General features: G+C 70.9%; 17 protein-coding genes. 13 read left to right on the forward strand and 4 right to left on the reverse strand.

The window, feature by feature from the left end:
- The first annotated feature begins 462 nt into the window (after positions 1-462).
- Positions 463-2259 carry a phosphatidylglycerol lysyltransferase domain-containing protein gene (locus ACIBK0_RS11955; protein ID WP_399078341.1) on the forward strand — a complete coding sequence of 599 codons (1797 nt, stop codon included), beginning with the start codon at positions 463-465 and terminating at the stop codon, positions 2257-2259.
- On the forward strand, positions 2256-2966 hold the full coding sequence (locus ACIBK0_RS11960) for a hypothetical protein (RefSeq protein ID WP_399078343.1): 711 nt from the start codon (positions 2256-2258) through the stop codon (positions 2964-2966). The genes ACIBK0_RS11955 and ACIBK0_RS11960 overlap by 4 nt, the downstream gene beginning before the upstream one ends.
- On the opposite strand, the gene ACIBK0_RS11965 is transcribed toward ACIBK0_RS11960, so the two are convergent.
- Positions 2903-3670 carry a hypothetical protein gene (locus ACIBK0_RS11965; protein WP_399078345.1) on the reverse strand — a complete coding sequence of 256 codons (768 nt, stop codon included), beginning with the start codon at positions 3668-3670 and terminating at the stop codon, positions 2903-2905. The genes ACIBK0_RS11960 and ACIBK0_RS11965 overlap by 64 nt on opposite strands.
- Positions 3671-3822: 152 nt before the next feature.
- On the opposite strand from ACIBK0_RS11965, the gene ACIBK0_RS11970 reads away from it, so the two are divergent.
- A complete protein-coding gene (locus ACIBK0_RS11970; protein ID WP_399078347.1) occupies positions 3823-4617 on the forward strand; it encodes an adenosylcobinamide-GDP ribazoletransferase in 795 nt (264 codons plus the stop codon).
- A gap of 83 nt (positions 4618-4700) precedes the next feature.
- Positions 4701-5330 carry an RDD family protein gene (locus tag ACIBK0_RS11975; protein WP_399078350.1) on the forward strand — a complete coding sequence of 210 codons (630 nt, stop codon included), beginning with the start codon at positions 4701-4703 and terminating at the stop codon, positions 5328-5330.
- Here ACIBK0_RS11975 and ACIBK0_RS11980 read toward each other — a convergent pair.
- Complete coding sequence (locus tag ACIBK0_RS11980; RefSeq protein ID WP_399078353.1) at positions 5290-6072, reverse strand: endo alpha-1,4 polygalactosaminidase; 783 nt, start codon at positions 6070-6072, stop codon at positions 5290-5292. The two genes, ACIBK0_RS11975 and ACIBK0_RS11980, sit on opposite strands and share 41 nt — an antisense overlap.
- 519 nt (positions 6073-6591) lie before the next feature.
- Here ACIBK0_RS11980 and ACIBK0_RS11985 point away from each other — a divergent pair.
- From ACIBK0_RS11985 to sucB, 3 genes are all read left to right on the forward strand, one after another.
- Complete coding sequence (locus tag ACIBK0_RS11985) at positions 6592-8112, forward strand: leucyl aminopeptidase (protein WP_399078356.1); 1521 nt, start codon at positions 6592-6594, stop codon at positions 8110-8112.
- A 294-nt stretch (positions 8113-8406) separates the two neighbouring features.
- Positions 8407-9795, forward strand: coding sequence for a dihydrolipoyl dehydrogenase (gene lpdA / locus ACIBK0_RS11990; protein WP_399078358.1), 1389 nt, complete (start codon positions 8407-8409; stop codon positions 9793-9795).
- A 90-nt stretch (positions 9796-9885) separates the two neighbouring features.
- Complete coding sequence (gene sucB, locus ACIBK0_RS11995; RefSeq protein WP_399078361.1) at positions 9886-11673, forward strand: 2-oxoglutarate dehydrogenase, E2 component, dihydrolipoamide succinyltransferase; 1788 nt, start codon at positions 9886-9888, stop codon at positions 11671-11673.
- 79 nt (positions 11674-11752) lie between these two features.
- On the opposite strand, the gene ACIBK0_RS12000 is transcribed toward sucB, so the two are convergent.
- Positions 11753-12466: a hypothetical protein gene (locus tag ACIBK0_RS12000; protein WP_399078364.1), complete on the reverse strand. Its 714-nt coding sequence runs from the start codon at positions 12464-12466 to the stop codon at positions 11753-11755.
- 332 nt (positions 12467-12798) lie between these two features.
- Between ACIBK0_RS12000 and ACIBK0_RS12005 the strand changes: the two genes are divergently transcribed.
- From ACIBK0_RS12005 to ACIBK0_RS12020, 4 genes are all read left to right on the forward strand, one after another.
- Entirely contained in the window at positions 12799-13422 is a 624-nt protein-coding gene (locus ACIBK0_RS12005) for a GntR family transcriptional regulator (protein WP_399078367.1), read from the forward strand.
- A gap of 273 nt (positions 13423-13695) precedes the next feature.
- Positions 13696-16398, forward strand: coding sequence for a pyruvate dehydrogenase (acetyl-transferring), homodimeric type (gene aceE, locus ACIBK0_RS12010; RefSeq protein ID WP_399078369.1), 2703 nt, complete (start codon positions 13696-13698; stop codon positions 16396-16398).
- Between the two features lie 127 nt (positions 16399-16525).
- Positions 16526-17497: a helix-turn-helix transcriptional regulator gene (locus tag ACIBK0_RS12015; protein WP_399078371.1), complete on the forward strand. Its 972-nt coding sequence runs from the start codon at positions 16526-16528 to the stop codon at positions 17495-17497.
- A 207-nt stretch (positions 17498-17704) separates the two neighbouring features.
- Positions 17705-18223 carry a DUF4240 domain-containing protein gene (locus tag ACIBK0_RS12020; RefSeq protein WP_399078691.1) on the forward strand — a complete coding sequence of 173 codons (519 nt, stop codon included), beginning with the start codon at positions 17705-17707 and terminating at the stop codon, positions 18221-18223.
- A gap of 45 nt (positions 18224-18268) precedes the next feature.
- On the opposite strand, the gene ACIBK0_RS12025 is transcribed toward ACIBK0_RS12020, so the two are convergent.
- Positions 18269-18499: a hypothetical protein gene (locus ACIBK0_RS12025; RefSeq protein WP_399078373.1), complete on the reverse strand. Its 231-nt coding sequence runs from the start codon at positions 18497-18499 to the stop codon at positions 18269-18271.
- A 159-nt stretch (positions 18500-18658) separates the two neighbouring features.
- On the opposite strand from ACIBK0_RS12025, the gene ACIBK0_RS12030 reads away from it, so the two are divergent.
- Together ACIBK0_RS12030 and ACIBK0_RS12035 are read left to right on the forward strand one after the other, a co-directional pair.
- Positions 18659-18835, forward strand: coding sequence for a carboxymuconolactone decarboxylase family protein (locus ACIBK0_RS12030; RefSeq protein WP_399078375.1), 177 nt, complete (start codon positions 18659-18661; stop codon positions 18833-18835).
- A 14-nt stretch (positions 18836-18849) separates the two neighbouring features.
- Positions 18850-19098, forward strand: coding sequence for a hypothetical protein (locus tag ACIBK0_RS12035; RefSeq protein ID WP_399078377.1), 249 nt, complete (start codon positions 18850-18852; stop codon positions 19096-19098).
- Positions 19099-19135: the final 37 nt, after the last annotated feature.

The following is a 19135-nucleotide window of genomic DNA, read 5'->3' on the forward strand; positions in this document are numbered from 1 at the left end:
CGGCTGTGGGCCGTGGCGGCGGATTTTCCTTGCCGAAGCAGAGGTGGCAGCGACGGCGACCGGCACCGACGGACAAGTCGAGGGCCACCTCGGCCGCCGACCGAGACGGGCGGGCGGGCGGGAAGCACCCGGCGCGGAGCGGCGTGACCGCAGCCGCTCGAGGACACCTCAGCCGCCGACCGAGACCGACGGGTGAGCGGGAAGCACCCGGCGCGGAGCACCGAAGTTGCCGACGCGGAGCCGCGTGACAGCAACCGCTCGAAGGCACCTCAGCCGCCGACCGAGACCGACGGGTGAGCGGGAAGCACCCGGCGCGGAGCACCGGAGTTGCCGGCGCGGAGCGCCGAAGAAGATGCCGTGGAGCGGTGAAGAGCCCGCCACAGAGCCCAGCCGCAGCGCAGACGTACCACCCGCCGCACCCCTCCCCCGCACACACCACCCCGCCCCATATCATCGCCCTTTATGGGAGATGCCCGAATTGCCGCCGAGCGGGAGCGGGCGTCGGCCCGCCAGGGGGACGGGGACCGGCGGTCCACCGCTGCCTCACGGCGCGCCGCCGCCTTCGCCGTCTGGTATCTGCGTGCCGTCACGTTCATCAACTTCCTGAGCGCCGTGTGGGTCTCGCTCGGGCAGGACGTGCGCCGGCACAACACGGAGAACTACTTCACGCCGTACCTGCTGACAGCGGGCTTCGCATCCGGTGTGTTCACGATGTTCCTCGCCATCACCATGCGGCGGCGCAAACGAGCCGCGTGGATCCTCAACTTCGTCCTCAGCGGGCTGTTCCTGCTGCTGTTCGCCGTGGCGATGGTGTTCCCGGAGATCCGCCAGTACGCGCAGAACTGGATCTCTCTCGTCCTGACCGCCGCGTTCGTCGCCTCGCTCGCCGTCGGCCGCCGGGAGTTCTACGCGAAGGGCGACCGGTCGAACCCCAAGCTCGCCGCGGCCGTCGCGGTCGGTGGGCTGCTGGTCACCTCGCTGCTCGCCACGTTGCTGGTCACGGTGACCAACCAGGCCCACGACGCGCACCGTTCGACCTTCCTCGACCGCTGGCGCTACGGCACCCTGCGGCTCGTCTCGGTCGCCGCCGACGACTCCCACTTCCCCGGGATCGCGACGCCCAACTGGGTCAACGTCGCCATCAACGCGTTCAGCACCCTGCTGGTCCTCGCCGTCTTCTACGCGGCCTTCCGCTCCCGCCGCGCCGTCGACCCGCTCACCGAGGACGACGAGAAGCTGCTGCGCGCGCTGCTGGAGAAGAACGGCGACCGTGACTCACTCGGCTACTTCGCCCTGCGGCGCGAGAAGAGCGTCGTCTGGTCGCCGACCGGCAAGGCCGCGGTGGCGTACCGCGTCGTCGGCGGCGTCTCGCTGGCCTCCGGCGACCCGATCGGCGACCCGGAGGCATGGCCCGGCGCCATCGAGCCCTGGCTCGCCGAGGCCCGCGCGCACGGCTGGATCCCGGCGGTGATGGGCGCGAGCGAGGAGGCGGGCACCATCTACTCCCGGCACGGCCTCGACGCCCTCGAACTCGGCGATGAAGCCCTCGTGGAAACCGCCGAGTTCACCCTCGAAGGGCGGGCCATGCGCACCGTCCGGCAGGCCTACAACCGGGTCAAGCGGGCGGGCTACCAGGTGCGCATCCGGCGCCACGAGGACATCGCGGCCGACGAGATGGCGTATCTCCTGCGGCGCGCCGACGACTGGCGGGACGGGGCGACCGAGCGCGGGTTCAGCATGGCGCTCGGTCGGCTCGGCGACCCGGACGACGGGCAGTGCGTGATGCTCGAATGCACCGACGCCCAGGGTGAGTTGAGGGCGGTGCTGTCGTTCGTGCCGTGGGGGCCGCACGGGCTCTCCCTGGACCTCATGCGGCGCGACCGCGACTCCGAGAACGGGCTGATGGAGTTCATGGTGATCGAACTCCTGCGACGGGCCCAAGAGATCAAGATCACTCAGGTCTCGCTCAACTTCGCCATGTTCCGTTCGGTCTTTGAACGTGGCGCACGCCTCGGCGCGGGACCGGTCCTGCGACTGTGGCGCTCACTGCTCAGCTTCTTCTCGCGCTGGTGGCAGATCGAGTCGCTGTACCGCGCCAACGCAAAGTACCGGCCCATCTGGGAGCCGCGGTTCCTGCTCTTCGAGAAGAGCGCGGACCTGCTGCGCATCGGTGTCGCGTCCGCGCGCGCCGAGGGGTTCCTGGAGGCGCCGGGACTGCCGAAGTGGCTGCACCGAAAGCACCTGGAGTCGCACAGATGAACACGCTCGCCCGCTGGGCCCGCGCCGAATGGGGACTGCTGTTCGTCACCGTTCGCGGCGCGCTCGCCGAAAGGCGTCTGCGGGCGATCCCCATGACCATCGGCGCGGTGTGTCTGACGGCCGTGCTCCAGTTCGTGCAGAACCAGTCGTGGGGCTTTCAGTTCGTCCAGAACATCGGCTCCGTACGGGCCGAGGAGCCGCTCTGGGCGGCCCTCCTGCGCACCCCGCTCTCCTTGTTCGTGCCGGCCCTGGACCTCCCGGTGTGGGGTGCGCTCGCGCAGATCCTCGTCGTGTTCGGCATCGCCGAGATCTGTCTCGGCTGGTGGCGCACGCTCGTCATCGCGTACGTCGCCACGCTGGCCGGGACGCTCTACGCGCGCGTCGGCATCGCCCTCGGCCCGCACAGCCCGCTGGGGCTGCCCGGGTCGGACGCGCAGGTCGTCGACACCGGCCCGTCGGCGGCCGTGGTGGGCCTGGCCGTGTTCCTCGGCTGGCGCTATCGCGCGCACATCACGGCGGGTGTGGTCATCGGGGCCATGGTGGTGGAGGTGCTCCTCAAGGAGAACCTGGCCGGCAAGGAACACCTCGCGGCCATCGCCGCCGTGCTGGTGGTGTGCGGGATTTCCGCGTTACGCCACGAGCGTCACCGGTGTCCGGGCACGGACCGGGCGATCTCGTCGTCGGGTTTGCCGCCGATCCAGTCCTGAAACCTGCGGCTGGGGCCCGCCCAGCGCCGGTCGTGGCGGTAGGCGCGCAGTCGCGCCTTGGCCCGGGCGCGCGGCCTTCGGCCATAGAGGCGTTTGGCCCACGGGGAGCCGGGCCGGGCCAGCCGGACCGCGCCGACCAGGGCGACGAAGGGGACGATCACGCCGAAGACGGCGGTGCGCGTCTTGCCCTTGCTGAGGGCGAGCAGCGCGAAGAGGAAGTTCAACGCCACGGTCAGGATCACGCCTCCGCGGTCCTGCAGTTCCTGATCGGTGAGGTCGTTGACGCCGAACGGCGCGAAGCCGCCGAGGACGAGGCCGACGAGAGCCGCCGTGACGACCACGACCTCCACGCTCTGGCGGCCGGCCTCGGTCCAGTAGACGTCGTCGAGGTGCAGGACCAACGCGAACTCGTCGAGCACCAGGCCCGCGCCGATCCCGAACAGCACGGCGCTCAGGTACGCGCCGAACCCGTACCGGCTGCTGGCCACCGCGCCGAAGCCGCCGACGACCATCAGCAGGACACCGGGCACGACGTGGTGGATGTGCAGGCCACCGGCCTTCACATTGCCGAAGGGGCCCTTGCCCGCGCGGATCAGCCGGACGATGACACGGGTGATCACGAAGGTCAGCACGAAGGAGGCGAGCGCCAGCAACAGTGGCAGCTTTCCCGGTTCGACGATGTTCCGGTACAACCAATGACCCATATGTGAACTTTATCCAGACAGTCGAGCGATGTTCGCGCCGGTCGCGTCAGGCCCACGTGCTTTTCCGGCCGGGGTCCGGGGGTTGTCCCCGGGAGAACGCAGCATCCACAGCCGCTGTCTGCGCCCTGCGGGCATCCGGGTACCCTGCGCCGGTGTCCAAGACGGCGTCCAAGACCCCCCTGCCCGACAGCCTCCGCTTCGCTTTCGGCACCCTCACCGTGCTGCCCGTCAAGGTGACCCGCTGGGACCGCGATGCCGCGCGCGGCGGAATGCTGTGCGCGCCCCTTGCCGGGCTGGTGGTCGGGGCAGGCGCGGCGCTCCTGGGCGTGGCACTGCTCGCGATGGGCGCGGGCCCGTTGCTGGCCGCCGTGGCCTCGGCCGCCGTACCGGCCGCGCTCACCCGGGGCCTGCATCTGGACGGGCTCGCCGACACCGCGGACGGCCTCGGCAGCGGCAAGCCCGCCGAGGACGCGCTGCGAATCATGAAGCAGTCGGACATCGGCCCGTTCGGCGTGATCACCCTGCTGTTCGTGCTGCTCGCCCAGGTGGCCGCGCTTTTCCAGGCGTACGACACCTCGTGGGCCCGGGGCGCGCTCGCCGCCGTCGTCTCGGCGACCGCGGCCCGCCTCGCCCTCACGCTGGCCGCCCGCACCGGGGTGCCCCCGGCCCGCCCCGAGGGCCTGGGCGCCGCGGTCGCGGGCACGGTCCCGGTGCGCGGCGCGCTGCTGGTGACGGTGGCCGTCGTCGGCGCGGCGGCGGGCGCGGGCGCGCTGGTCGGGACGTACGACCTCGTGCGCGGTGCGGTGGCGGTGCTCGCCGCCTGCGCGGCCGCCGAACTCCTGCTGCGCCACTGCACACGCCGCTTCGGCGGCATCACGGGCGATGTGTTCGGCGGCCTCGCCGAGACGGCGGCAACGACGGCGCTGGTCGTTCTGTCACTGGGCTGAAACGATCACCGGCGAACGGCACGCGCGCCCCTCCACCCCCACTAATCTGATCCGCCGAACAGACAAAGGATCGTGATCGGGGGATGTCTGTGCCGAACATGCTGAAACTGCCGAAACTTCGGCGGTTCCTGGCCTGGTTCATCGACTTCGCACTGGTGCTCGCGGCGGCGTCCGCGCTCGCGGTGCTCACCTTCCACCGGATATCCGCTCTCGTGACGGATGTCCCCGACCTCGCCACGCGGGGCGGCTGGGACATCCTCACCTCGCGGGGCGATGTCATCGACGCCTCCGAGGGGTTCGGGCTCTCCCTCTGGCACAAGGTGGTCCGGGACGTCGAGCAGGCCTTCGGGCTCCTTGTGGTGGCCACCTTCCTCTACCAGTGGGCGGCGCTCGCCCTGACCGGATGCACGGTCGGCAAGGCGCTGCTCGGCCTCAAGGTCACGCCGAGCCCCCCGCGCCGGGCGGCGCTGCGGGCGGCGGTGACGACGACGGCCGATGTCGCCGTGTACGCGCTGGCCTGCATCCTGCTGGTGGAGGGCGAGTTCGCGCTCTCGGTGCTGGTGTGGGCCGTCGCCGTCGTGATCTTCTTCCTCAACGCCCTGCCCGTGCTCTCCCCGAGCCGCCGCTCCCTGGCCGACCGGCTGGCCGGCACGGCGGTCACCGGCCTTGGGCTCAGCATGCCCGGCGCCACGCCCCCAGCTCGTACTTTTTGAGCATCGAGCTCAGCTTCAACCGACCGGCCTCGGGGCAGAAGGCGCTGGTCCGGAGCTCGTACTCGACGTGGAAGACGGCCTTGTGCGCGGCGATGAACGGCCTGAGCCGTCCGCACTCCTTGTACTGGGCGCACTGTTCATTGACCGCGAAGTCGAAGTCCCCCACCAGCTGGGGGATTTGGTCGAGGTCGTTCTTCAGCCCGACGGCGAGACCGCGGTCGTGGGCCAGCTTCGCAATGAGCCGGTTGTAGCGGAGCTGGTCGGCGGCCTTCAGGGGGAAGCCGGTGCGGTTGAGGTAGCCGTCCATGTTGTCGGGCTCCACCGCGTCGAAGCCCTTCTCGCGGCACATGTCGATACGGGCCGCCATGAGGGGCTCCAGCACGTCGGTACGGCGGAGGTCGAGCCAGCGCTCGCCCTTCCACCCGTTGCCGCGCCCCAGCACCGACTTGGGGAACTTCGCCGCGTCCGGGCGGAACTCCTCCCAGGCGCCGGTGGAGACGTAGCAGATGACCTTGCGGCCGCGGCGGTGCAGATCGGCGACCGTCGCCCCGGAGTGGTCGAAGCCGTCGATGTCGTAGACCGGCACGTCGACGTTCTTGTCCAGGCGTCCGCTGAGCTGCCACTGCCAGGCCACGCCCGGGCGGGGCTGCCAGCGCGCGCCCGGCTTCCCGTTGTCCTCGGGGACGCTCGTGCAGCCCGCGAGCAGCACCAGCAACCCCAGGAGGAACAGAACGCGTTTCATCGGGAGGGCTCCAGCCTGTGCGGCAACGTATCCCAAGGATGATCGCCGACGCCCGGCACCGCACAGTGCAGGGCGGCGCCCCGCTCCCGTACCGCCGCCGGGTCGACACCGGCGGGCACGCCGTACACGAGGTGGCACGGCCGCGCTCCGGTCCCCGTCCACGGCGGGAGGGGCTCGTGCGGTACGACTCCCATGTGCGCTCACCGGAACACGATGAGTGTCACCCAGATCACCGGGAGTGAAGGGTGGGAGGTGGACACCACGCCACCGGGCAGTGAACACCCGCAGGAATGAGCGAAACCCGGCCCCGAGCGTAGGCTCGTCCCGGGTACTTACCCGAGCGACCTCACGGGAGGTGCAGGCACGCACCGAACGACGCGAGAACGCACCCGCACTTCCCTGAGGCCGCTACCCCGGTAGGGACCGCCCCCGCAGGCAGGATCTAGGGTCAGCCGTCGGGCCCGGTCGACCCACCCCAATCGGCCACAGCAACTTCAACGGAAGCGAGATTTCACCACCGTGACTGCTCTCACTCTCAGCACCGCCGCAGCGTCCGGTCTGCGGGCCGACGCGATCGTCGTCGGTGTCGCGAAGGGCCCCAAGGGCCCGGTCGTCGCACCGGGCGCCGAGGCCGTGGACAACGCGTACGACGGCTCTCTCGCCGGAATCCTGGAGACCCTCGGCGCCACCGGGGCCGAGGGCGAGGTGACGAAGCTGCCCGCGCCCTCCGGTTTCAAGGCACCCGTCGTCGTGGCCGTCGGCCTGGGAGCGGTCCCGGAGAAGGACGACACGTTCGGCGCCGAGGCGCTCCGCCGCGCGGCCGGTGTCGCCGCCCGCGCACTCGCCGGTGCCAAGAAGGCCGCCTTCGCCCTGCCGATCGCGGACGCCGCCGACGCCGGTACCGTCGCCGAGGGCGCCCGCCTGGGTGCGTATGCCTTCGACGCCTACAAGGACAACGGCAAGGACGCCAAGAACGGCAAGGCCCCGCTCGGCGAGGTCGCGCTGCTCGGCGGCAAGCCCCGCGACGCGGCGTACAAGGCGGCCATCGCGCGCGCCATCGCCGTGACCGAAGAGCTCAACCGCGCCCGCGACCTCATCAACACCCCGCCGAACGACCTCAACCCGGAGTCCTTCGCCGCCGTCGCCACCGCCGCCGGCAAGGAGCACGGCATCAAGGTGCAGGTGCTCGACGAGAAGGCCCTGGCGAAGGGCGGCTACGGCGGCATCCTCGGCGTCGGCGCGGGTTCGGCCGCCGCTCCCCGCCTGGTCAAGCTGTCGTACACCTCCTCCAAGGCGACCAAGCACCTCGCCTTCGTCGGCAAGGGCATCACGTACGACTCGGGCGGCATCTCCCTCAAGCCCGCCGGGCACAACGAGACGATGAAGTGCGACATGAGCGGCGCGGCGGCGGTCTTCGCCGCCGTGGTCGCCGCCGCGCGCCTCGGCCTGGACGTCAACGTCACCGGCTGGCTCGCCCTCGCCGAGAACATGCCGTCCGGCTCCGCCACCCGTCCCGGTGACGTGCTGCGCATGTACAGCGGCAAGACCGTCGAGGTCCTCAACACGGACGCCGAGGGCCGCCTGGTCCTCGCCGACGCGCTGTGGAAGGCGTCGGAGGAGAAGCCGGACGCGATCATCGACGTGGCGACGCTGACCGGCGCGATGGTGCTGGCGCTCGGCAACCGCACCTTCGGCGTGATGGCCAACGACGACGCGTTCCGCGCCTCGATCGTCGAGGCCGCGGAGGAGGTCGGCGAGCAGTCCTGGCCGATGCCGCTGCCCGAGCACCTGCGCAAGGGCATGGACTCCCCCACCGCCGACATCGCCAACATGGGCGAGCGGATGGGCGGCGGCCTGGTCGCCGGTCTGTTCCTGCGCGAGTTCGTGGGCGAGGGGATCACCTGGGCCCACCTCGACATCGCGGGCCCGGCGTTCAACGAGTCCGGCCCGTTCGGCTACACGCCCAAGGGCGGCACCGGTTCCGCGGTCCGCACCCTGGTCCGCCTCGCCGAACTGACGGCGGCGGGCGACCTGGGCTGAGTCCCTGGCCCGTGCGAGCGGCCCCGGGTCCTGGTGACCCGGGGCCGCTCCCATGGCCGTACGAGGGTTCCGCCCTCGCCGAAATCCGTAGGTTCCCCCACATCCGCACCCCTTCGACGTGATGGATCAGACGTCTCACACACCGGCCCGGCGTCTCGAACGCCGTCGACAAGTGCGAAGATGGGTTCTCGGCAGGACAGGGCCCCCACCACAGGGCCGAAGAAGAGCGGCCGGACACCAGCCGCCGACCGGTCACTGGAGACCGGCGTGGCGCACATGCATGGAGGACGTGACGTGGCGAACGACGCCAGCACCGTTTTCGACCTAGTGATCCTCGGCGGTGGTAGCGGCGGTTACGCCGCGGCGCTGCGCGGAGCGCAGCTGGGCCTGGACGTCGCCCTGATCGAGAAGGACAAGGTCGGCGGTACCTGCCTGCACCGTGGGTGCATCCCCACCAAGGCCCTGCTGCACGCGGGCGAGGTCGCCGATCAGGCCCGCGAGAGCGAGCAGTTCGGCGTCAAGGCCACCTTCGAGGGCATCGACGTACCGGCCGTCCACAAGTACAAGGACGGCGTCATCTCCGGCCTGTACAAGGGTCTGCAGGGTCTCATCGCGTCCCGCAAGGTGACGTACATCGAGGGCGAGGGCCGTCTGTCCTCCCCCACCTCCGTCGACGTGAACGGCCGGCGCATCCAGGGCCGCCACGTGCTCCTCGCCACCGGCTCCGTGCCGAAGTCGCTGCCGGGCCTGGAGATCGACGGCAACCGCATCATCTCCTCGGACCACGCGCTGGTCCTGGACCGCGTCCCGCAGTCCGCGATCGTGCTCGGCGGCGGCGTCATCGGCGTCGAGTTCGCCTCGGCGTGGAAGTCCTTCGGCACCGACGTGACGGTGATCGAGGGCCTCAAGCACCTCGTCCCGGTCGAGGACGAGAACTCCTCCAAGCTTCTTGAGCGCGCGTTCCGCAAGCGCGGCATCAAGTTCAACCTGGGCACCTTCTTCTCGAAGGCCGAGTACACCCAGAACGGTGTCAAGGTCACCCTCGCCGACGGCAAGGAGTTCGAGGCCGAGGTGCTGCTCGTCGCCGTCGGCCGCGGCCCGGTCTCCGCCGGTCTCGGCTACGAGGAGCAGGGCGTCGCGATGGACCGCGGCTACGTGCTGGTCGACGAGTACATGCGGACGAACGTCCCGACCATCTCCGCCGTCGGTGATCTGGTCCCGACGCTCCAGCTCGCGCACGTCGGCTTCGCCGAGGGCATCCTGGTGGCGGAGCGTCTGGCCGGTCTCAAGACCGTTCCGATCGACTACGACGGTGTTCCGCGGGTGACGTACTGCCACCCCGAGGTCGCCTCCGTGGGCATCACCGAGGCCAAGGCCAAGGAGATCTACGGCGCGGACAAGGTCGTCGCTCTGAAGTACAACCTCGCGGGCAACGGCAAGAGCAAGATCCTCAACACCGCGGGCGAGATCAAGCTCGTCCAGGTGAAGGACGGTGCCGTGGTCGGCGTCCACATGGTCGGCGACCGCATGGGCGAGCAGGTCGGCGAGGCCCAGCTGATCTACAACTGGGAAGCGCTGCCCGCCGAGGTCGCCCAGCTCATCCACGCCCACCCGACGCAGAACGAGGCGCTCGGCGAGGCCCACCTGGCCCTCGCGGGCAAGCCGCTGCACTCGCACGACTGATCAGCCACCGGCTGGCCCCAGTCACCGCGTCGAGCAGGGCGCGACGACGACCACAGACTTCCGCACCATTCGTAAGGAGCAACAGAAACCATGGCGGTTTCCGTAACCCTTCCGGCGCTCGGTGAGAGCGTCACCGAGGGCACTGTCACCCGCTGGCTGAAGGCCGAGGGCGAGCGCGTCGAGGCCGACGAGCCGCTGCTCGAGGTGTCGACCGACAAGGTCGACACCGAGATCCCCTCCCCCGTCGCCGGTGTGCTCTCCTCCATCAAGGTCGCCGAGGACGAGACGGTCGAGGTCGGCGCCGAGCTGGCCGTCATCGACGACGGCACCGGTGCCCCCGCTGCCGCCCCGGCTCCGGCCGCCGAGCCCGCCCCCGTGGCCGCGCCGGCCCCCGCCCCGGTCGCCGAGGCCCCCGCGGCTCCGGCCGCACCGGCCCCCGCCGCCGCCCCCGCCGCTCCGGCCGGTGGCGCCACCGGTACCGACGTCGTGCTGCCCGCACTGGGCGAGTCGGTCACCGAGGGCACCGTCACCCGCTGGCTGAAGGAGGTCGGCGAGGAGGTCGCGGAGGACGAGCCGCTGCTCGAGGTCTCCACGGACAAGGTCGACACCGAGATCCCCGCGCCGGTCGCCGGCGTACTGCTGGAGATCGTGGTCGGCGAGGACGAGACCGCCGAGGTCGGCGCCAAGCTGGCCGTCATCGGCGCGCCCGGCGCCGCTCCGGCCGCCGCCCCCGCGGCTCCGGCTGCCCCGGCTGCGGCTCCGGCCGCCCCCGCCGCCCCGGCTCCCGCGGCTCCGGCTCCGGCCGCCCCGGCCGCTGCCGCCCCGGCTCCGGTTCAGCCCGCGGCTCCGGCCCCGGTCGCGCCCGCCGCTCCGGCTCCCGCGCCGGTCGCAGCGCCCGCCCCGGTCACCCCCGCTCCGGCTCCGGCCGCGCAGGCCACCGACGAGGGCGCGTACGTGACCCCGCTGGTGCGCAAGCTCGCCGCTGAGAACGGCGTCGACCTGGCTGCCGTCAAGGGCACCGGCGTCGGCGGCCGTATCCGCAAGCAGGACGTCCTCGCCGCCGCCGAGGCCGCGAAGGCCGCTGCCGCCGCTCCGGCGCCGGCTGCCGCTGCCGCCCCGGCCGCCGCCAAGAAGGCGCCGGCCCTGGAGGTCTCTCCCCTCCGCGGCCAGACCGTCAAGATGCCGCGCATCCGCAAGGTCATCGGCGACAACATGGTCAAGGCCCTGCACGAGCAGGCCCAGCTCTCCTCGGTCGTCGAGGTGGACGTCACCCGCCTGATGCGCCTGCGCGCCCAGGCCAAGGACTCCTTCGCCGCGCGCGAGGGCGTCAAGCTCTCCCCGATGCCGTTCTTCGTGAAGGCGGCGGCCCAGGCGCTGAAGGCCCACCCGGTCATCAATGCCCGGATCAACGAGGCCGAGGGCACGATCAGCTACTTCGACACCGAGAACATCGGTATCGCGGTGGACTCGGAGAAGGGCCTGATGACCCCGGTCATCAAGGGTGCGGGCGACCTGAACATCGCCGGCATCTCCAAGGCCACGGCCGACCTGGCGGGCAAGGTCCGCGCCAACAAGATCACTCCGGACGAGCTGTCCGGCGCGACCTTCACGATCTCCAACACCGGCTCGCGCGGCGCGCTCTTCGACACGATCATCGTGCCGCCGAACCAGGTCGCGATCCTGGGCATCGGCGCCACGGTCAAGCGTCCGGCCGTCATCGAGACGGAGGAGGGCACCGTCATCGGCGTCCGCGACATGACGTACCTGACGCTCTCCTACGACCACCGCCTGGTGGACGGCGCCGACGCCGCCCGCTACCTGACGGCGGTCAAGGCGATCCTGGAGGCGGGCGAGTTCGAGGTCGAGCTCGGCCTGTAGTCCTTCATCGCGTCATCGCTTGTGCGACGCCCCTGTCCGGGACCTTCCGGGCGGGGGCATCGCGTTTCCCCGAGACCGCTTAGTGCGACTTCAGCGTCTTGTCCGTCCACAGCACCAGCGTCTCCACCCACACGTTCGGGATCTCCGTCTGGTATGCGGGCGTCAAGTGCCGTGTGCGGTACGCCTTGAGAACGTCGTACGTGGCGTCGAGGCAGTCGCGGGAGCCGAGGTCGCCGGTCTTCGGGTCGATACCGACGAGGAAGCCGCGGCTCTCGACCGTACGGACCATGGCGCGGGCCGAGGCGACGTCGCCGGCCGACGAGGACGTGCAGCGGTAACGGCTGTACGGGTGGGTCGACTTGCCGGGGTAGTGGGCGTCGCGGGACATGTCGCTCAGCATCCGGGCGTACGTGCCCTCGGCGTGCCAGGCGCCGATGTAGCCGCCGGGCGGGGTGTAGAGCGCGTTGGTCGGGTTCTCGACGGCGCCGTACTCCCAGCGGTCGGTGCCCGTGATGCGGAAGCCCCAGCCGGTGTGGCCGAACTTCTGGGCGCCGTCCGGCTTGACGAAGACGCAGGCGCCGCCGGGACCGGCGGGCTGCCCGGCCGAGCCCGTGCCGGCCGGACCGGTGCCGCCTGAACCCGGGGCGCCCGAGGTGCCGGTGGACTGCCCGTCGCTCGGTTGCGCCGCCGCTCCCACGTCCGTCGGCCCGCAGCCGGTCATGCCCACGACCGCTCCTGCCACGAGAGCCGCCGTCGCCCAGCGCACCCCTCGCTTCCGTCCCCATCCGCTCATGCCGTCCCCCTGGCCGTCACGGGGGCACCCCTCCCGGGAACCCCTGTGCCGACCCACACATCGTGCGGGCCGCGCGGGTTCTCGGGGTGACACGGACGTGACGCATCCGGGCCCCGCCCGGTACGGGTCTTTACAGCCCCCGGCACTCTGACAGCGTGTAAGTCTCGTCTCACCTGCATGAAAGCGCCCCCGTGCGCCTCTCACCGGCGGGGGCGCGGCCTTATTGTCTAAACGTCAAACGCCCTGGGTCCCGCCCGTCGCCCGACCACCACTCCTCAACGAGGCCCTTCGGGCCGCAGCATTGGATTCAAGCCCCCGCCGAAGGAGCTCTCATGACCGCGCCCGTCGTCCACTCGCTGCGCGAACAGATCCGCGAGCACATCGTGGAGGGGATCGTCAGCGGGCGCTGGAAGCCGGGCGAGCGGATCGTGGAGCGGCGGATCGCCACGGAGCTGGAGGTCAGCCAAACCCCGGTGCGCGAGGCGCTGCGCGAGCTGGAGTCGCTGCGGCTGATCGAGTCGGCGCCGAACAAGGGCGTACGGGTGCGCAATCTGACCGCCGCCGACCTGGAGGAGAGCTACCCCGTACGAGCCGGTCTGGAGGCCATCGCGGCGGAGCTGGCGGCCGAACGGCTCGCCCAGGACTGCTCGGCCCTGGAGCCGCACGTCGCTGCCCTGTACGAGGCCGACCGGCTGGCGGACGGGACCGGTCAGGTGCGGCACACCGTGGCCTTCCACCGCGAGCTGGTGCGGGCCGCCGGGAACTCGGTGCTGCTGCACACGTGGGAGGGCCTGGGCATCGAGGTGTTCACCGCCCTCTCCATCCGGTGGCTCGGGACCGTGCAGCAGTCGTACGCGGAGGAGCACCAGGCCCTCGTGGACGCGTTCAGGCGGCGGGACCCGCTGATCGCCGACCTGGTGAAGGCGCATGTGCTCGGCTGCGCCCCGCGCCCCTGACACAGGGGAGCAGTCACGCGCTCAAGCGTGCTCTCACCTGCACAAACCTTCGATTTCAAGGCACCGGGTGCCTGTGTTCAAGGCACCGGGTGCCGACTTTCTCGACCTGAAGAGGTTTTGCCCCGCAACCCTTTGATCGATCATCGATCAGGGAGTTAGAGTCACGACGGGCTTCCACCAGAGCCCGCCGCCCTGTCCTGCCAAAGACCAAGGGCACCCCCGAAAACCCCTTACCGATGAGGGAACCCCCCTCCGCATCCGGAAGGCGGCGCAATGACCGACCCCACCGCAATCCAGCCGAGCGAGCTCGATCAGCTCCCGGACCGCGACCCCGAGGAGACCGCCGAATGGCAGGCCTCCCTGGACGCCGTTACCAAGGCGGCCGGGCCGCACCGTGCCGCGTACCTGATGCGCCGCACGCTGGAGCGCGCCGAGGGCAACGGCATCGCGCTGCCCAAGCTGCTCGAGACGGACTACGTCAACACCATCCCCACCGCCGCTGAGCCCGTCGTGGACGGCGACGAGGAGATGGAGCGGAAGATCACCGCGTGGAACCGCTGGAACGCGGCCGCGATGGTGACCCGCGGCAGCAAATACGGCGTCGGCGGCCACATCGCCACCTTCGCCTCCGCCGCCTGGCTCTACGAGACCGGCTTCAACCACTTCTTCAGGGGCAAGGAGGCCGACGGGTCCGGCGACCAGCTCTACATCCAGGGCCACGCCTCCCCCGGCATCTACGCCCGCGCCTTCCTCGACGGCCGGCTCAGCGAGCAGCACCTCGACCACTTCCGCCAGGAGTCCGGCGGCAACGGTCTGCCGTCGTACCCGCACCCGCGCCGCCTCCCCTGGCTGTGGGAGTTCCCGACCGTCTCGATGGGCCTCGGCCCGCTGTCGGCGATCTATCAGGCGCGCTTCAACCGCTACCTCACCAACCGCGGCATCAAGGACGTCTCGCAGTCGCACGTCTGGGCCTTCCTCGGTGACGGCGAGATGGACGAGCCGGAGTCGACGGCGGCACTCGCGCTCGCCTCGCGTGAGGGTCTGGACAACCTGACCTTCGTCATCAACTGCAACCTGCAGCGCCTCGACGGCCCGGTCCGCGCCAACTTCAAGATCGTGCAGGAGCTGGAGGCCCAGTTCCGCGGCGCCGGCTGGAACGTCATCAAATCGCTGTGGGGCTCGGCCTGGGACGAGCTGTTCCAGCTCGACACCACCGGCGCGCTCGTACGCCGCCTGCGCCAGGTACCCGACGCGCAGGTGCAGACGTACCAGACCCGTGACGCCGCCTACATCCGCCAGGACTTCTTCGGCGCCGACCCGGCGCTCGTCGAGATGGCGAAGCTGCTCAGCGACGACAAGATCCTGGAGTGCTTCCACCTCTCCCGCGGTGGTCACGAGTCCCGCAAGGTGTACGCGGCCTACAAGGCGGCCGTCGAGCACAAGGGCGCGCCGACGGTCATCCTGGCCCAGACGGTCAAGGGCTTCACGCTCGGCCAGGGCTTCGCGTCCAAGAACGCCAACCACCAGATGAAGAAGCTGACGGTGGACGAGTTCAAGCAGATGCGTGACCTGCTCGAACTGCCCATCTCCGACAGCCAGTTCGCCGACGGTGTCGTTCCTTACGGCCACCCGGGTGCCGACGCCCCCGAGGTCCGTTACCTCCAGGAGCGCCGCGCGGCCCTCGGCGGCCCGGCTCCGGCCCGTCGTACGCACGCCCTCGCTCCGCTGCCCGCCCCGGCCGACAAGACCTTCGCGTCGTTCGACAAGGGCTCCGGCTCGCAGAACGTGGCGACGACGATGGCCTTCGTCCGCCTGGTCAAGGACCTGGTCCGCGACAAGCAGACCGGCAGGCGCTGGGTGCCGATCGTCCCCGACGAGGCGCGCACCTTCGGCATGGAGAGCCTCTTCCCCTCCCTCGGCATCTACTCGCCCAAGGGCCAGACGTACGAGCCGGTCGACCGCGACCAGCTGATGTACTACAAGGAGGCCAAGGACGGCCAGATCCTCAACGAGGGGATCACCGAGGCCGGCTCCATGGCCGACTTCATCGCCGCGTCCACCGCGTACGCCACGCACGGCGAAGCGATGATTCCGTTCTACATCTTCTACTCGATGTTCGGCTGGCAGCGCACGGCCGACCAGATGTGGCAACTCGGCGACCAGCTCGGCCGCGGCTTCCTGGTCGGTGCCACCGCCGGTCGTACGACGCTGACCGGCGAGGGCCTCCAGCACGCCGACGGCCACTCCCCGGTCATCGCCGCGACCAACCCGGCCGCCCTGTCCTACGACCCGGCGTTCGCCTACGAGATCGCGACGATCGTCAAGGACGGTCTGCGCCGTATGTACGGCGAGGCGGCCCCGGGCGAGGACCCGAACGTCTTCTACTACCTGACGGTCTACAACGAGCCGATGCCGCAGCCCGCCAAGCCGGCCGGCCTCGGTATCGACCAGGGCATCGTCAAGGGCCTGTACCGCTTCAACACGGCCGAGTCGGCGGGGCTTTCGCCCGTGGCCAACGCCGCGCGCATCCAGCTCATCGGCTCCGGTACGGCGATCCACTGGACCCTCGCGGCACAGAAGCTGCTCGCCGAGGAGTGGGGCGTGGCAGCCGACGTGTGGTCCGCGACCTCCTGGACGGAGCTGCGGCGCGACGCGCTGGAGGCCGACGCGGCCCTGCTGCGCGGCGAGGAGCGGGTGCCGTTCGTCCGCCAGGCGCTGCACGGCGCCGAGGGCCCGGTCCTCGCGGTCTCCGATTACATGCGCCAGGTCCCGGACCAGATCGCGCAGTGGGTCGAGCAGGACTACTCCTCGCTCGGTGCCGACGGTTTCGGTCTGTCCGACACCCGCGAGGCGGCCCGCCGTCACTTCGGTGTGGATGCCCAGTCGATCGTCGTCGCGGCGCTGGCGCAGCTCGCCCGCCGCGGTGAGGTCCAGGCGTCGGCGGTGAAGGAAGCGCGGGAGCGCTACGGGCTGTAGAAGCTCGGGGAGCTGACGTTCGTTCGGAGGGGCACGGCAGTCGCCGTGCCCCTCCGCCGTGTTGCGCGCCCCTTCGCCGTCGTTCGCACGTCTCTTCGTTGTCAGTGGTGCCCTGCATCATGAACCCATGCGCGCTGCCCGCCTGATCAAGATGGTGCTGCTGCTCCAGTCGCGGCCGTCGATGACCGCCGCAGAGCTGGCGCGGGAGCTCGAGGTGTCCGAGCGGACGATCACGCGGGACGCACAGGCGCTCTCGGAGGCGGGGGTTCCGGTGTACGCGGACCGGGGACGGGCCGGTGGGTATCGGCTGGTCGGGGGATACCGGACGCGGCTGACGGGCCTTGCGCGAAGTGAGGCGGAGGCACTGTTCCTGAGCGGGGTACCGGGGGCGCTGCGGGAGATGGGACTGGAGGACACCGCCTCGGCGGCCCGGCTGAAGGTGTCCGCGGCCCTTCTCCCCTCCCTGCGGGACGCCTCGCGGACGGCGGCGCAGCGGTTCCATCTGGACGCCCCCGCCTGGTTCAGCGAGCCCGAGTCCCCCGAGCTGCTTCCCGCGGTCGCGGACGCGGTGTGGGACGACCGGCCGATCGTCGCGCGCTACCGGCGGGGCGAGGCGGAGGTGGAGCGCGCGCTCGAACCGTACGGGCTCGTGCTCAAGGCGGGGGTCTGGTACCTGTGCGCGCGGGTGCCGGACGCGGGGTCCTTCCGGGTGTACCGCATCGACCGCTTCCTCGCGGTCGACCTCGACGAGCAGCGCTTCCGACGGGAAGACGAGTTCGACCTGCCCGGGTTCTGGGGTGAGCGGGCCGAGGAGTTCGCCCGGTCCATCCTGCGCGCGGAGGTCGTCGTACGACTGTCCCCGGACGGTGTGCGACGGCTGCCGTACGTCCTTGATCCCACCTCCGCCAAGGCGGCCCTGGAGGCGCCCGGAGCCCCCGACCCCAGGGGCTGGGTGACCGTCACGCTGCCCGTCGAGTCCGAGGAGGTCGCGCATACGCAGCTCACGGCGCTCGGGCCGGAGGTGGAGATACTCGCCCCGGCCGCGCTGCGGAGGCGCTTCGCGAAGGACGCGGCCCGGCTGGCGGCGCTCTACGGATGACCACACGCTGGAGACCGGTGACCATGGCCTCCGAACCGGTGACCGTGCCGTCAGAACCGGTGACCGTGGCGTCGGGGCCGAGTGACCGAGTGACCGAACCCTCGAATGCGTACGAACCCGGTGGTTTTACCTTCGGCATGTGCACGCATAACAATCTGCGCCACTCCACGTGCGTCCCTCCCGTCCAGGCCCGATGCTTGACCCGTGATGGACGAGACGGAGTTCTGGGAGCTGGTGGACACGACCCGCGAGGCCGCCGAGGGCGACCCCGAGGAACAGGCCGACCTGCTCGTCGAGCGGCTCGTCCAGCTGGACCCGGACGCGGTCCTCGACTTCGCCCGGCACTTCGAGGCCCGCTACAACCGCGCGTACCGCTGGGATCTGTGGGGCGCGGCCTGGGTGCTGCTCGACGGCGCCAGCGACGACGCGTTCGACTTCTTCCGGTGCTGGCTGATCGGCCAGGGCCGGGAGGTCTTCGAGGGCGCGGTGCACGACCCGGACTCGCTCGCCGACCTCCTGGAGGACTTCGACGAGGAGATCGACGGCGACGGCGAGGAGCTGGGGTACGCGGCGGACGAGGCGTACGAGCAGCTCACCGGCGTCGTCGCACCCGACCTGGGCATCCCGCCGGCGACCGCGGAGCCCGAGGGCACGGCGCTCGACCTAGAGAACGAGTCGGTCGTCGCGGAGCGCTACCCCAAGCTGTGGGAGCGGTTCAAGGGCTGATGCGGCAGCGGAGTTGCCGACCCACGCCACGGTTCATGCCAGGGTTCATGCCGCTGCGCGTCGGCGGCCGATGTCCGCGGGGATGTACGCCTGCGTCCGGTCGGCCCGCACGGCGTGGTACAGCGGTGCCGCGTTCGCCTGGTCCAAGGCGGACGCCGTGACTGCCGCCGGACCCAGGACGACCGTCGCCACCGCGCAGAGAACCGTCCAGGGCCTGCGCGCGGCCTGTGCCCAACCGGCCGTCTTCTCCGTGGTATCCATCCGACTGCTCCTCATGATCCCCACCTCCAGTCAGTGCGTACGACGACCGTAGGACGCACGGCTCTGGGGAGTCTGTGAACCACCTGCGGTGCGGCTGTGGCTGACCGCCGGCGTCGCGAGGCAGGGCGGGCGGGGGACGACAGGCCCTGGGGTCGGGGATCCCGACCCTTCCGGATGCTCTCCCACGCCCCGGACCTGACCGGCCCCGTCATCGACCTCGGCTTCGCCGTCCTCGGACAGACTCATCTCCCCACCGCCATCAGGGAGTTGGTCGTCATGGCGGTGGCCGCGCGGACGCGCTGCCGTTACGAGAGCGTGCAGCACACGCCGATCGCCCTGGCCGCCGGGTGACGCCGGAGCAGCTCGTGGTGATCGGGGAGCTCCGGCCCTGTACGCCGCCGGAGTTCACCGAGGCGGAGGCCGCGGCCCTGTCGGCCGCCGCCTCGATCACCGTCGAGCGGACCCTCGAACCGGGCGAACTCGACGCCCTGCGCCGCCACTTCACCGACCGGGAGACGGTCGAGATCATCGTGACCGCCGGGTACAGGTTTTTCGCCCCCGCCGCCCCTGCCCATTCCCGTCACTGGGGGCTGCCGCCCCCAGACCCCCGCTAAAAGATCGCGCAGTTCCCCGCGCCCCTTTTCAGGGGCG

This window comes from Streptomyces sp. NPDC050564 (genome assembly GCF_044457265.1).
GTDB lineage: Bacteria > Actinomycetota > Actinomycetes > Streptomycetales > Streptomycetaceae > Streptomyces.